Consider the following 13,583-nt stretch of genomic DNA (forward strand, 5'->3'; position numbering starts at 1 on the left):
CTGCACTGACCGAGCCGCGGCGCTCACGTGGATGTTCGGTCGCACCGTCCAGTCAGCCGACGGGAGTCAGCCGGCCCCTGCCCCTTCCACATACGACGCCAGGTTGGCCAGCGAGGACGCGATCCCTTCCTCGTGTACCGCCTGGTCGATGCCGGGTGGTACGCCCGTGGCGGTCACGGTCACCTCGGTCCCGTCACCGGCGGCGGCGACGTGCCAGGTCATCGTCATGGTGCCGGCGTACAACGGATCGTCGGACTCGAACACAGCCCGCTGCACCACCCGCTCCGGTGGCACCAGCTCGGCGAACCCGATGTCGACCACGTCCGTCGCCTCCGACGTCTTGCCCGGACCGTCGGTGGCGTCCAGGTAGGTGAGGACCATCCGGAACCCACCACCAGGCCGGGGATCCCACCTCTCGACCCGCCCGCGCATACCGTCCGGAGGCAACCAGGCCTCGAGGGACTCCCGGTCGAGGAGGGCGCCGTAGACAGTCGCCGGTGGTGCCGCAATCACCCGGCTGGCGCGGTCGGTCCTGTACATGGCCCGAGTCTAGGGCCGCAGAGGTTCCCGAGGCCCACTCCTCCGGTCAGGCGTGACGGAGTCCTGGTTCGGCACGTGGGCGGACGCTCGGTGTGCCGCAACGGCCATGACGATGACGGAGGTCAGGACGAGACCGGCGCCCACATGGAGCGGTGCGGTGTAGCCGAAGCCCGCGGTGATGGCCAGGCCCCCGAGCCAGGCGCCGAGGGCGTTGCCGACGTTGGACGCGGAGACGTTGGCGCTGGCGGCCAGCGCCGCCCCGTGGGCGTAGTCGGTGACGCGAGTGATCATGCCGGGCACGCCGGCGAACCCGGACACCCCCATCAGGAACACCAGAATCACGGACGCGGCGGCGCTCGTGGCCAGCAGACCGAACACGACCAGGGTGACGGTGAGCCCGAGCAGGGCGAGCAACAGCGCCCGGTCACGGTCGCGGTCGGCCGCACGCCCGCCGATCAGGTTCCCGACGACCAGGCCGACGCCGTACACCATCAGCAACCAGGAGACATCCGCCGAGGAGAAGCCGCCGACCTCGGTGAACGTGTAGGCGATGTAGCTGAACGCGCCGAACATGCCGCCATAGCCGAGTGCGGTGGCCGTCAGGGTCAGCCAGACCTGCCAGGAACGGAACGCGCGGAACTCGGCCCGCAAGCCATGGGGTTGCATCGGGCCCGAGAGGCCCGCCCTCGTCCCCGGCTGCGTCCCGCCCGCCCAGCCGGGGACGAGGGCGACGATGCCCGCCAGCGCGAGCACGCCGATGGCGGAGACCGCCCAGAAGGCCGCTCTCCAGCCCCAGCGCTCACCGACCAGCGCGCCGAACGGCACGCCCAGCACGTTCGCCAGCGTCAGACCGGCGAACATGACCGCCACCGCGCGGGACTTCTTCTCGGGCGCGACCAGACTGCGAGCGACCAGCGAGCCGATCCCGAAGAACGAGCCGTGGCACAACGCCGCGACGATCCGTCCGAGCAGCATCACCGGATAGCTCGGTGCGAGAGCGGACAGCAGGTTGCCGATGACGAACAGCGCCATCAGGCCGACCAGGACCCCCTTGCGAGAAAGCCGCGCGGTCGCCGCGGTCAGCGTGATCGCGCCGATCGCGACGCTCAGCGCGTACCCGGAGATCAGCCGGCCCGCCGCCGCCTCGGACACCGCGAAACTCGACGCCACCTGCGGCAGCAGCCCGGCTATGAGGAACTCGGTCAGACCTATGCCGAAACCGCCGAGTGCCAGCGCGACAAGTCCACTCGGTGTTCGTCGCCGTTCCAGTACCCCGAAGTCCTCGTCGCCGGCCCGGAATTCACTCATGGGTCGACCCTCACCCTCTGGCGGCGGACCGTTCCATGGACAAATGTCGACGGTGCTTGGACGGAAGGGCCCGACGCGGCAATTCAGTCAGGCATCGCGGGCGTAAAGCCTGTTGAGATGCTTCCGCATGTGGGACAGGGTCTGTGGCCATGGAGTTCTTCTGTTATCACCGTGACCGGTCCGACTCCGTGGCGTTGCGCGAGGAGTTGCTGGAGGAGCACTGGTCCTACATGGACGGCTACGCGGCGGAGTTGATCGCTCGCGGCCCGACCTTCGCCGAGGACGGCGAGACGCCCACCGGCAGTGTGCACATCGTCGACCTCCCCGATCCCGCCGCCGCCCGCGCGTTTGCCTTCGACGAGCCCAACTACCAGGCCGGTGCGTACCGGGACGTGCTGCTGCGTCGCTGGCGCAACATGCTGGGGCGCACCATGTGGGACTTCCCCGGTGGCCGGACCGGTGGCAACCACTACTTCGTGCTCGGCCTCGGCTCGGGGCAGGCCGTCGACCTCGACGTACCGCCCCACCAGGACGAGCTGATCGCGTACGGACAGCTGCTGTCCGACGACGGCGCCACCTGGCTGGGTACGGCTGCACTGCTCAGAGCACCGGACCCGGACACCGCACGCGCCGTCCTGACACCGGCGCAGTATGCCGACATCGAGGTCCACGACTGGGAGTTCGGCGGACGGCGGTGACAGCCAAGGGTGCGCCACACCGACGGCCCTCTTCTCACCGGCACTCCGACGAACACCGCGCGGGCCCCGAGCGCCGTCGTCGTCACCGCGGCCCGCCCTGGAACCGAAGGAAGTCCGACAGGCCCTCCAGGAGCCGGTCGACGTCGTCCGTGTTGTTGTAGGGCGCCAGGCCGACGCGGAGACCGCCGGTGTCTCCGAGGCCGAGCCGGCGGGACGCTTCGAGGGCGTAGAAGGATCCGGAGGGCGCCTGGACACCGCGTTCGGCCAGAAAGCGGTACGCGTCCGTCGTGCTGTGTCCCTCGAAGGTCATCAGCAGGGTGGGGGTGCGATCGGCGGCCCGGGAGTGCACCGTGACCTGCTCCAGGGCGGACAGTCCCTTGTCGATCCGCGCCCGCAGATTGTCCTCGTGCTCCTCCAGCACCGCCGACGCTGCGGCCAGTCGCTGACGGCGGGTACCCACGGCGCCGGCGTCGAGGCCGGCGAGGAAGTCGACCGCGGCGCGCGTGCCCGCGAGGAACTCGTAGGGCAACGTGCCGAGTTCGAAACGTTCCGGGACCACGTCCGTGGACGGCAGCAGCTTGTCCGGGTCCAGGCTCTCCAGGAGCTCCGGCAGGGCGGCGAGGACGCCGTGGTGCGGGCCAAGGAATTTGTACGGGGAGCAGACGTAGAAGTCCGCGCCGAGCTGCCCGACATCGACCAGGGAGTGGGCGGTGTGGTGCACGCCGTCGACGTAGAGGAGCGCCCCGGCCTCGTGCACCGTACGGGACATCGCGGGGATCGCGGGTCGCGTGCCGATCAGGTTGGAAGCGGCGGTGACAGCGACGAGCCGGGTCCGCTCGGAGAGCACGGCGCGGATGTCGTCGACGGTCAGCTCGCCGGTCGCGGGGTTGAAGTCGGCCCACCGAACGGTGGCGCCGGCCTGCTCGGCGGCCTGGATCCAGGGGCGGATGTTGGAGTCGTGGTCGAGGCGGGTGACGATCACCTCGTCGCCGGGCGACCACGTCTTGGCGAGGGTGCGGGAGAAATCGTAGGTGAGCTGCGTGGCGCTGCGGCCGAAGACTATCCCGGACGGTTCCGCGCCCAGGAGGTCCGCCATGGCACGGCGGCTCTCGGAGACGATGGTCTCGGCATTGCGCTCCCCCGGTGTGGTGCTGCCCCGGTTCGACAGCGGCTGCCCCAGCGCATCGGCGATGGCCTGGATGACAGGGCGGGGGGTCTGCGTGCCGCCGGGCCCGTCGAAATGCGCGATCCCGGCGCTCAGGGCCGGGAACTGCGTACGGAGAGCGGCTACGTCGTACGTCACAGGAAGCTCCTGTCGATGCTCGGGCGGGGGCGGCCAACCGGGGCCTCGTCGAGGCGACTACGACGGTAGTCGACGACGCCAGGGGTACGACGGGACCGCCCGACCCGGCACTACAGCCGTTCCGACGCCAGACCGGAGGAACTCTGCATCAATGTCGTGGAGTTGGCCCACAGGCTGCATCGGACCGTGCCTACAAATCCACGCCGGAGGATCGGAGAAAAGGCCCGGCGCCGGGCTTGTGGCCCGGCGCCGAGATCCATTTTCGGTGAGCTACGTGACGGATTCCCTGCTGCTCAGTAGCCGTGGCCGCAGCTGGAGCCGACGTGGTTGTGTTGCCCGCCCGCGTTACCCTCGCCGTTGATCGCATTGCCCAACAGGCCGTTGAGCAGACCAACCTGACCGAGGATGTCGACATTCAGGTCGTGGGACTTGCAACCCCCGCCGCCATACATGGCGTGCGCGCTCTGGGCGGTGGCGGTGCCGGTGGCTATGAAGCTGAAGCTACCAATAATGGCGGCCGCGACAGCGGCCTTCTGAAGCTTGCGCATTTTTCCTCCTTGGATCCGGTAGAGCGCGCCATCAAAAGATCCACTTAGCGCTCAATTCGGAGGCTAATCCGATATCTCCCACCGCGCTCATCGGGGGTGCCATCCGGGGTCATTTGGCCCATTCGGCCCACCCGTCGACATTGGCCCTCGGACCGGCATGGCGGGCCGTCAGCTCTGCATGCCACGAGGCCCGGGACCGACGTCGGGCGACCGGCCCTGCCCTCGACTGGCGGTGTTACCGACGCAGCCCCACCGCACCAACTGGCCCTGGAACGCGATCCGTCGGGCTCTGCGCCGATCAACTCGCCCTCTCCGACCACCGAATCAGCCGAGCATCGGTATGGACAGAATGAGCAGCGGAACCAATTGAAATGCGGCAGCTCGACGCAGCCGGCCCCACCACAGGACAGCCCCGATGGCTGCCACCACACCGCACGCCGTGCCCAACTCGGCCAGTGGCGCCCGGTACGGCTCACCGTCCCAGTTCGCCGCCCAGTCGGTCATCCCGGCTGCCAGCCATCCGTAGCCCACGAGCATGGCATTGACGGGGAGCAGGGCGAGCACGGCGAAGGTGTTCTTCCACTTCATGTGGGTCATCCTCGTGTCGGATGCGGGCGCGTGCCTGAGCATCCGTACTCAAGTCATCGCTTCCGGATCGGAACCTCGGCGATGCGGTAACCCACTCCGGGTGTCGTCGTGATGACGGCTGGGCTGCCCAGCTTGCGGCGCAACCGGCCGACGGTGACGGTCACCGTGTTGGTGAACGGGTCCGCGTTCTCGTCCCACACCTGTTCCAGGAGGTCCTCGGCGCTCAGGAAACCCGGACTGGCGCGCAGCAGCGCCTCCAGGACGGCGAACTCCTTGACGGACAGTTCCAGCGGACGGCCGTCGCGGACGGTGGTGCGGCGTACCGGGTCGAGTTCGAGGCCGGCGACGTGCAGCGTGCGGGCCAGGGAGGTCGGCTTGCGGCGGGCCAGCGACCGAATGCGCAGGATCAACTCCGGGAAGTGGAAGGGCTTGGCGAGATAGTCGTCGGCTCCGAGGGTGAGACCGCTGACCCGGTCGCCGGGTGAGCCGGCCGCGGTCAGCATCAGCACCATGGCGCGATCGTCCCGCTCAGTGATCATCTGGCAGAGCGTGTCGCCGTGGATGCCCGGCAGGTCGCGGTCGAGGACGACGACGTCGTACGTGTTCCGGTCGAGCTTGGCCGCGGCCGCCAGGCCGTCCAGCGCGACATCGACGGCCATCCCCTGGTCCCGCAGCCCCTCGGCGACGACCTCGGCAAGCGACCGCGCGTCCTCCACGACCAGCACCCTCACCCGATTCCCCCTTCCGCAGCGGCCGCCGCCGGCAAAGCCGCCGCAACCCGCAGACCGCCCTCCGGCCGGGCTCGGAGGGTGAGGTGGCCGCCGTGCGCGGCGACGATCGCCGCGACGATCGACAACCCCAGGCCGGAGTGATCCTCCGACCCGGTCCGGTCGGGGCCGATCCGCTCGAACGGCTGCGCAAGACGGTCCACTTGGGCCTGATCGAGGATGACACCGCCGGTCTCGACGACGAGGTGCGCCTCGGAGCGGTCGTGAGCGGTGGAGATCCGGATCCAGCCGCCCTGCTGGTTGTGCACGATCGCGTTGTCGACGACGTTCTCCACCATCCGGGACAACAGCGCGGGACTCCCCCGCGTCCAGGCCTTCGCCCGCACCTCGTCGTCGACGGTCAGGGTCTTCGCGGCCACGTCGGCGGCCCGGGCGGTCATCGCCTGCCCCGCCAGCTCGCCGAGCGACACGGCAGCCCGGTCGACGAGAGCGCCGTGCTGTGCCCGGGCAAGGACGAGGAAGCCGTCCAACAGGTGATCCACCCGGTCGAGCTCGGTCCGCAAGCGGTCGGCGAGCGCGACGGTCTGCGCCGAGGGCTCCGGTTTGGCTACGGCCACGTCCAGGGACGCGCGCATCGTCGCCAGCGGTGTGCGCAGCTCGTGCGAGGCGTTGCCGACGAACCGGCGCTGTGCGACGAACGAGGCCTCCAGTCGTTCCAGAAGGCCGTCGATCGTGTCCGCGAGCTCCTTGACCTCGTCGACGGGGCCGGTCAGGGCGAGCCGTTGGTGCAGGTTCGCCGCGGAGACCCGGCGCGTCGCCGCGGTGATCAGCCGCAGCGGGCGCAGGACGCGACCGGCGAGGGCCCTGCCGAGCACGAGCGAAACGACCGCCATCACCACCAGCGCGATCAGCGAGCCGACCAGCAGTTGGCGGGACTGCTGCGCATGCACGGTGGACAGCTGCCGCTCGAGCTCGCGGATGTGCTGCTCGGCGGCAGCGAGGCCGGTCCGGCCGGGCGGTTGCTGTCCGGGCGCAACGGTGGTCGCCTCGTTGCCGGACAGCAGGTAGGTCAGGGCGAGCAGAGCGATGCCGGACACCAGGAACACCGAGGCGTACAGGATGGTGAATCGCAGTCCGACGGTCCCGCTGCGCATCTTGCCCATGGTTCCTCTCCCTGCCCCGTTCGGCCGGACTCAGGATGCCCCGCCGCGCCTAACAGCGACATGACAGCAGCGGTTCGGGCCGCGTTATGGGCCGATCCGTAGAACCGGAACCATGCTCACGACCAAAGAACTGCTCCGGCAGGAGTGGACCGGGTTTCGACGTCCGGGCCGGTTGATCGCGATGGCGGTCGCGGCCCTGCTCATCCTCGCCCTCGGCCCGCTCGACGCGTCCGGCGACCATGCGTCCTGCGACGGCTCGTGCCCGACCGACCCGAGGGGGCCGGACGGCTCCCTCGTCAGCGACCAGTTCTACTTCCTGCACAAGGATCTGGGCGAGAACGGCAGCATCACCGTCCGGATGACGTCCATGACGGGCACGATCACCTACCCGCCGCCGGACCACGATCGGATCGTCCCGGGCCTGGCGCCTTGGGCCAAGGCCGGGATCATCGTCAAGGACGGTGTCCGTCAGGGCTCCTCCTACGCGGCGTTGATGGTCACCGGCGGCCACGGAGTGCGGATGCAGTACGACTACCGCCATGACGTCGCCGGCAGCGCCGGCGGGGTTTCGGCAAAGGCGCCGCGGTGGCTGCGGCTGACGCGGTCGGGGGACACCATCACCGGCTACGAGTCCGCCGACGGCAAGCAGTGGGCGAAGGTCGGCACGGCGAAGCCGTCCCGGCTGCCCGAGACCGTACAGGTCGGACTGTTCGCCACCTCCCCCGGCGATCTGACGCTGCGGCGCGTCGGTCTCGGCGGCGCCACCGAGGAAACGCGCTTCACCCAGGCCGGCGCCACGTTCGACAACGTCGACCTGGAGGGCTCGACGTCCGCCGAGGGCTGGAGCGGCGAGGCCGTCGGCGACATGAACCACACCGACTGGGAGAAGTACCACCAGGCGTCGGGGGCCGTGGTCGGGGCGAACGGCACGATGACCGTCACCGGAACCGGCGACATCGGGCCGGCAGGGACCGAGGGGGGCCGTCCCCCGGAGCGCATCCTCGTCGGCCTGATCCTCGGGTTGCTCATCGTGCTGGTGGTCGCGGTGCGGTTCATCACCACCGAGTACCGTCGCGAACCCGGGGGCTCGACGGTCACCGGCCGGGTTCTCGCGGCGAAGGCGATCGTCGTCGGATCCGTCACGTTCGTGACGGGTCTCCTCTCCGTGGGCACCGTCATCCCGGTCGGCCTGGCGATCCTCAAGGCGAACGGGATCCCCCTCATCGGGGTGTCCACGCTCACTGGAGTGCGGGTCGTCGTCGGCGTTGCCGCATTGCTCGCCCTCGCGGCCGTGCTCGCGCTCGCGCTCGGCGCCATGCTGCAGCGCGGGTGGCTCGCGATCCTCGTCGCCGTCTCGGCGATCGCGGTCCCGTACGCCGTGACCGCCGTCCCTCTGCTGGACGACGGCCTGTCACAGTGGCTGCTGCGGGTCACTCCTGCCGCCGGCTTCGCCATCCAGCAGACCCTCGTCGAGTATCCGCAGGTCGTCGCCCACTACGCGCCCTCCGCCGGATACTTTCCGCTTCCGTGGTGGGCCGGGATCGCCGTGCTGTGCGCGTACACGGCGATGGCTCTGGGCGTTGCGGTGAGCCGACTGCCGCGGAGCGACGAACGGGCCGTGCGGCCCAGGGACTGGAGGTGACCCACAGGAGTGCCGGCGTCCACGCACTCGTTCACCCTCACCGAGGGCAGAATCGTCCCATGCCCACCTCAACGTCCGCCCGCCGTACGCCTCTTGCCGGTGCCGGCCTCGTCCTGGCCGCCGCTCTGACCCTCACCGCCTGCGGTGAGCTGCGCGCGGACTCGACGGCCGGCGCCGCGCCCAGCGCCTCCTCCCATGCCTCCGGAGCCTCGCCGTACGTGGAGCCGGGGGCCGGTGACGGCGCGCCGCACTACAACGAGAACAACGCCTACCGCCGCTCGGGCGACATGTCCGCCGCCCACGCGAAGGACGCCGGGCGGGAGGCCGAGCGCATCAGACCGGTGCTCAAACGGCTGTGGGAGCAGGGGAAGTGGGACCCCGCGACGGTGCGGGCGGCCCTGCTGAAGCTCGGCTACGAGGAGGAACGCGTGACGCAGGACGGCAAGCGGCTCGGCGGGACGCTCACCGTCCGGGAGATGTTCTCGCGCTACGAGAACGACGGGTACGTCACCCCCGAGGGCGCCCTCGTCGGTCTGCGCGTTCACGCCGATGCCTGTGTCTCGGCGTTCGTGCAGAAGTCCAACTACGAGGTGGAGACCAACGGCCCGTACCCGGAGACGGGCTGCTTCGAGCCGCCCTACGGGCACTGAGCGAAGGGGCGACGCCGCGGGTGCCGCACGGGCTGCACTTCTCGCACGGCTCAGCGCTGCATGTCGTGTACGTGCGCGGAGCGGTTGTGCAGCCGGGCGGCCAGTACCGCGACATCGTCCTCGGCGTTCCGGGCGTCGAGGCGGGCGAGCACCGTGTCGAGGACGTCCTCGACATCTGCGGCGGCCGAGAAGCTGAGGTCGGCCAGCCGGTCCAGGGACTGGTCGATGTCCTCGCCGCGGCGCTCGACGAGCCCGTCGGTGAACAGCATCAGCGCCTGGGCGGGGTCCAGTCGGTAGGTCGCCGGCTGGTAGCCCCCGAGGCCGGTACCCAGGGGCGGGCCGACCGGCACCGGGAGCAGGGCGACCCGGCCGCTTCCGTCGATCACGGCCGGTGGCAGATGGCCGGCACTGGCGACGGTCACCAGCCCGCGGACCGGGTCCACGCGCGCTATGAGGCAGGTGGCCGGGCGGCGGTCCGGCTCCCGGGAGGCGATGTCGTCGAGCTGGCGCAGCACGCGATGCGGAGGCAGGTCGGCAGAGGCGATGTAGCGCAGGGTCGAACGGTAGGACGCCATGTCGACGGCGGCCTCCAGGCCGTGCCCCATGACATCGCCGACGACGAGGAGCGTACGGCCGAAGTGCAGCCGCACGGTCTCGCACCAGTCACCGCCGACCAGGGCCCGCTGCCCGACGGGCAGATAGCGGATGGCGACATCCAGGTTCGGGTGCGGCCGCCCGGGCTCGGCGAGCAGAGCCCGCTGGAGCTTGCCGACCATGCCGCTCACCGCGTCGTGCTCTCGGGCGTGCCGGATGTGCGAGGAAGCCTGCTCGGCAAGGAACTCCACCAGTTCCGCCTCGGCGCGGGTGAACAGCGCCCCTTCGCGGGCGCACACCAGCACGCCGTAGCAGTGCCCATGGACGGTGAGCGGCACGCACAGCGCGGGCCGGGAGCCGCCAGGGGCCGCTTGCACGGCCCCGTTCTCCCCCAGTCCCACCGTGTCCCGCGCGACAGCCGCCGCCCACTTGACGCCGGGCAGCACCGCCGGATTCCCGCAGACGGCCACATACTCCGAGCCGGCCCCGCCCCGCACACGCAGGACCGCTGCTGCGGCCCCCACCTGCCCGGCGATCTCCCGGGTCAGCTCCTCGCACGTGGTGCCCTCCTCCAGCGTCGTACCGATCCGGGCCGCCGCCGAGCGCAGGGCACCGAGTGGGGACGGCGCACCCGCTTCCCGCGCGGATACACCGCCGAGCCCGTTCGCCTCCACCGCGGCCGGACTCTGAAACGACTCGAACCATTGCGCCACATCCACCACCCTAAAGGCGCATCAATCCGGGCAAGGTAACAGCCATGTTTCGTCATTTCGAACACACATGCGAAATCATACAGGCGCAGACTGTCGGCACTACTGAGGGCGGCAGCGTTGGCCTGTCCGCCAGTTCGCCGTGGCGTTGGTGATGACACTGTCGAGCCGGTCCCGGGTGCTCACCAGATCGCCGATGTGCCGGTCGATACGGTCCCGTTCGACCGCCAGCCGGTCGAGCAGCTCCGGCGTGGCTTCGCCGTTCACGACACACGGCAGCAGATCCAGGATCGACTTGCTCGGCAGCCCGGCGGCGTACAGCTGCTGGATCAGCTGGACCCGGTCGACCGCGCCGTCCGGGTAGTGGCGCTGGCCGCTGGGGCTGCGCTCCGAGGCGAGCAGGTTCTGCTCCTCGTAGTAGCGCAGGGCCCGAACACTGACACCTGTCCTGGCGGCGAGTTCGCCGATGCGCATCGCGCCTCCCCATGTGACCCGGGCGATATCTCTTGCCTCTGACGTCAGCGTCAGGTTTTAGCGTACAAGTCCGACCGTAAAACAGGTGAAAGGGAGAACTCCCCATGCCCGGATCAGACACGGCGACCATGGACGCGGAGATGCCCGCACCCACGCCGATCGTCTCGGTGAAACCGGTATCGCTGTCCGCGCCGGGCCGTGGTGCGGACCTGCAAGTGCGGGTGTCCGCGCCTGCGTTGGGCCACGAACTGCCGATCATTGTCTTCTCGCACGGATTCGGCTCGTCGTCGGACGGCTACGGCCCATTGGTCGACTTCTGGGCCTCTCATGGCTTCGTGGTGATTCAACCCACCCATCTGGACTCAAGGACGCTGAGCCTTTCTGCGGACGATCCCCGCACACCACGAATCTGGCGTTTCCGAGTCGAGGACATGAAACGCATCCTCGACCGGCTCGATCTGCTGGAAGCTGCCGTTCCCGGCCTCAGCGGACGCCTCGACAAAAGCCGCATCGCGGCGGCCGGACACTCCTTCGGCGGCCAGACGGCGGGCAGTCTGCTGGGTCTGCGCGTCCTCGATCCGGAGGGCAAGAAGGGAGAGGACCTGTACGACCCGCGCATCAAAGCCGGCGTGCTGCTCGCCACGGCCGGACAGGGCGGAACCGACCTGACACCGTTCGCAGCCGAGCGCTACCCGTTCATGAACCCGAGTTTCGCGGACATGACCGCGCCGGCCCTGGTGGTCGCCGGGGATCAGGACAACTCCCCACTGACCGTTCGGGGACCGGACTGGCTCACCGACCCGTACTTCCTGAGCCCCGGCGACAAAAGCCTGCTCACTCTGTTCGGGGCAGAACATTCGCTCGGCGGCATCGCCGGCTACGAGGTCAAGGAAACAACGGACGAGAACCCCCGACACGTAGCCCTGATCCAAAGGCTCACCTGGGCCTACCTTCGCGATGCGCTCGACCTCGACGATTCGAGTTGGTCGGCAGCGCGCAAGGCGTTGCGGGACAGCACCGATCCGGTCGGTCGAATCGAATCCAGGTGAAACGCCGACCGGTTGCGGCAAAGAGCGGACCTTCGCTTCAATGGCTCGTCCGCCTTCTCCGAAGGTGCTCCCACCGCCGCCATGACGGCGTGATCATGCCGCCTCCGGGCCGGCCGAGTTGAGGCGCCTCGCGGACCGCGCCGCGGCATGTGCGTCGGCTTCCGTTCCACTCCGTCGACGCGGGGGCGCACGTATGCATACACCTGCGGGTTCGGTGCGCGGGCGCTCGCTCCATACGGGGAATTGGGCCCCGGCCGTCTGTTCGCGGCACCTGCCACCCGATGCACTGGGGCATCCACCGGATATCCACGTCTCTGAGCCAGCCCGACAACCCGACGATCACCTCTGTCACCCCCGAACAGCCCCAGGCGGGGCAAGGAGGCTTTCATGGCATTCGCGCAGTGGACGAGGTCAATGGAGTGGCTGGCCGCGGCATCGGAGGACCCCCGCGCATGCAAGGAGGAATGGCAGAACGGCAGCACCGGGGTCACACTGCTTGCCGCCGGACGGTTCTGGGACGTGCTGGTCGTGCCGGAAGACCTCGGGCTGCGCGTCGCCGAACTCCTGGAGGAGTTGCCGCTGCTCAACCCCGGCCCTTGTCTGCTGGACGCCCGACGCCGTCACGTGGGCTTCCTGCTGCCGCCGGAGCCGCATGCCGTTTGGATCGGCACCGGCCTGCGCCTTCTCGGCAGGGGAACGTGGATCGCCGCTCCCGCGCCGCACTGCCGCTGGGGCGCACTGCGCTGGCTCGTCCCGCCGGACGGCACCGGCACCCTGACCATGCCCGAGGTTCTGGAAGTGGCCCTTCAGCGCTGCGCGAGCGAGTTGTCCCGCCTCCAGGGCAACCCCGCACCCCTGACGGACAGCCAGCTGACGCCGGCCGAATTCCCGGGCGACGGCCCACTCGTGCCCAGCCCCCGGCCGGCCGAATCCGAGACGTTCCGATCACCCCAGCGGGCAGAGATGAGGAGGCTCTACGGCGATCGGAGTCCGGTGGTTCCGCCCCGACGACGCCCCACGATTCGCCAGGACCGCCCGGCGGTGCCGGCGCGGAGTGAACATCAATGACCTTGAGGATCACGTCGTAGAACGGGTTGTGCGGGCGCTTCAGGGCGGAGGGGGCCCGTGCTCCCCGTCCTGGGGAAATCCGAACCACGGCTGCTGGGGATGTCACGAGTGACGCGCCGACGGGGCCTGGACAGGATGGGCGGCATGCCTTCCTTCTCTCTCCGCCGGCGTGAGTTCGTGACAGCAACTGCCCTGGCCATGCTGCCGTTTGCGGGTACGCCCGCCTCCGCACGCACCCCAACGGCCCGGCGCTCCGCCAAGCGCCTGCGTCTTCCGGAGCCGACCGGACCGCTGACGATCGGTACGGTTTCGCTGCGGCTGGTGGACCGTACCCGGCGCGACCCGTGGATGCCGTCGCTTCCGAACCGGGAGCTGATGATCAGCGTCTGGTATCCGGCTCTCGCGCCGGGCCGCGGGCAGCGTCTCGCGCCGTGAACTGGCCGGCCGTGGCTACGTCGTCGTCACCGTCGACCACACCTACGAATCTCCCGGCGCTCAGTTTCCCGACGGCTCGGTCAGG

General features: G+C 69.7%; 15 protein-coding genes. 6 read left to right on the plus strand and 9 right to left on the minus strand.

The genetic code is table 11. The annotated features are described in order from the left end of the window. Positions 1 to 66: 66 nt before the first annotated feature. Both ACIHFB_RS01825 and ACIHFB_RS01830 read right to left on the minus strand, forming a co-directional pair. Positions 67 to 540 (minus strand): SRPBCC family protein, encoded by a 474-nt coding sequence (locus ACIHFB_RS01825; RefSeq protein ID WP_365268508.1) that lies wholly within the window; start codon positions 538 to 540, stop codon positions 67 to 69. A 9-nt stretch (positions 541 to 549) separates the two neighbouring features. After that, entirely contained in the window at positions 550 to 1,848 is a 1,299-nt protein-coding gene (locus ACIHFB_RS01830; protein WP_365268510.1) for an MFS transporter, read from the minus strand. A 149-nt stretch (positions 1,849 to 1,997) separates the two neighbouring features. Between ACIHFB_RS01830 and ACIHFB_RS01835 the strand changes: the two genes are divergently transcribed. Next, complete coding sequence (locus tag ACIHFB_RS01835; protein WP_400124912.1) at positions 1,998 to 2,546, plus strand: YciI family protein; 549 nt, start codon at positions 1,998 to 2,000, stop codon at positions 2,544 to 2,546. 82 nt (positions 2,547 to 2,628) lie between these two features. Here ACIHFB_RS01835 and ACIHFB_RS01840 read toward each other — a convergent pair whose 3' ends face one another. The 5 genes from ACIHFB_RS01840 to ACIHFB_RS01860 form a co-directional block, all read right to left on the minus strand. Beyond that, positions 2,629 to 3,849 carry a cysteine desulfurase-like protein gene (locus ACIHFB_RS01840; protein ID WP_400124913.1) on the minus strand — a complete coding sequence of 407 codons (1,221 nt, stop codon included), beginning with the start codon at positions 3,847 to 3,849 and terminating at the stop codon, positions 2,629 to 2,631. Positions 3,850 to 4,142: 293 nt separating this feature from the next. Next, positions 4,143 to 4,397, minus strand: coding sequence for a hypothetical protein (locus ACIHFB_RS01845; protein ID WP_365268516.1), 255 nt, complete (start codon positions 4,395 to 4,397; stop codon positions 4,143 to 4,145). Between the two features lie 324 nt (positions 4,398 to 4,721). Beyond that, on the minus strand, positions 4,722 to 4,985 hold the full coding sequence (locus ACIHFB_RS01850; protein WP_365268519.1) for a hypothetical protein: 264 nt from the start codon (positions 4,983 to 4,985) through the stop codon (positions 4,722 to 4,724). A gap of 53 nt (positions 4,986 to 5,038) precedes the next feature. Beyond that, positions 5,039 to 5,716 carry a response regulator transcription factor gene (locus tag ACIHFB_RS01855; RefSeq protein ID WP_400124914.1) on the minus strand — a complete coding sequence of 226 codons (678 nt, stop codon included), beginning with the start codon at positions 5,714 to 5,716 and terminating at the stop codon, positions 5,039 to 5,041. Beyond that, complete coding sequence (locus ACIHFB_RS01860) at positions 5,713 to 6,876, minus strand: sensor histidine kinase (protein WP_400124915.1); 1,164 nt, start codon at positions 6,874 to 6,876, stop codon at positions 5,713 to 5,715. The genes ACIHFB_RS01855 and ACIHFB_RS01860 overlap by 4 nt, the downstream gene beginning before the upstream one ends. A 112-nt stretch (positions 6,877 to 6,988) precedes the next feature. On the opposite strand from ACIHFB_RS01860, the gene ACIHFB_RS01865 reads away from it, so the two are divergent. Further along, positions 6,989 to 8,518: a hypothetical protein gene (locus ACIHFB_RS01865; RefSeq protein WP_400124916.1), complete on the plus strand. Its 1,530-nt coding sequence runs from the start codon at positions 6,989 to 6,991 to the stop codon at positions 8,516 to 8,518. 59 nt (positions 8,519 to 8,577) lie between these two features. Further along, on the plus strand, positions 8,578 to 9,168 hold the full coding sequence (locus ACIHFB_RS01870) for a hypothetical protein (protein WP_400124917.1): 591 nt from the start codon (positions 8,578 to 8,580) through the stop codon (positions 9,166 to 9,168). Between the two features lie 50 nt (positions 9,169 to 9,218). On the opposite strand, the gene ACIHFB_RS01875 is transcribed toward ACIHFB_RS01870, so the two are convergent. Both ACIHFB_RS01875 and ACIHFB_RS01880 read right to left on the minus strand, forming a co-directional pair. Next, positions 9,219 to 10,475 (minus strand): PP2C family protein-serine/threonine phosphatase, encoded by a 1,257-nt coding sequence (locus ACIHFB_RS01875; protein WP_400124918.1) that lies wholly within the window; start codon positions 10,473 to 10,475, stop codon positions 9,219 to 9,221. A gap of 99 nt (positions 10,476 to 10,574) precedes the next feature. Further along, on the minus strand, positions 10,575 to 10,946 hold the full coding sequence (locus ACIHFB_RS01880; RefSeq protein WP_400124919.1) for a MerR family transcriptional regulator: 372 nt from the start codon (positions 10,944 to 10,946) through the stop codon (positions 10,575 to 10,577). A gap of 104 nt (positions 10,947 to 11,050) precedes the next feature. Between ACIHFB_RS01880 and ACIHFB_RS01885 the strand changes: the two genes are divergently transcribed. The 3 genes from ACIHFB_RS01885 to ACIHFB_RS01895 all read left to right on the plus strand — a co-directional run bounded on the left by ACIHFB_RS01885 (position 11,051) and on the right by ACIHFB_RS01895 (position 13,498). Further along, the gene (locus ACIHFB_RS01885; protein WP_400124920.1) at positions 11,051 to 11,995 is read left to right on the plus strand and encodes an alpha/beta hydrolase family protein; all 945 of its coding nucleotides are present in this window, start codon (positions 11,051 to 11,053) and stop codon (positions 11,993 to 11,995) included. A gap of 387 nt (positions 11,996 to 12,382) precedes the next feature. Continuing rightward, entirely contained in the window at positions 12,383 to 13,063 is a 681-nt protein-coding gene (locus ACIHFB_RS01890) for a hypothetical protein (protein WP_400124921.1), read from the plus strand. 144 nt (positions 13,064 to 13,207) lie between these two features. Beyond that, entirely contained in the window at positions 13,208 to 13,498 is a 291-nt protein-coding gene (locus tag ACIHFB_RS01895) for a hypothetical protein (protein WP_400124922.1), read from the plus strand. The last annotated feature ends 85 nt before the right edge of the window (positions 13,499 to 13,583 follow it).

The sequence above is a fragment of the Streptomyces sp. NPDC051963 genome, assembly GCF_044593495.1.
In the GTDB taxonomy this organism is placed as follows: Bacteria; Actinomycetota; Actinomycetes; order Streptomycetales; family Streptomycetaceae; genus Streptomyces.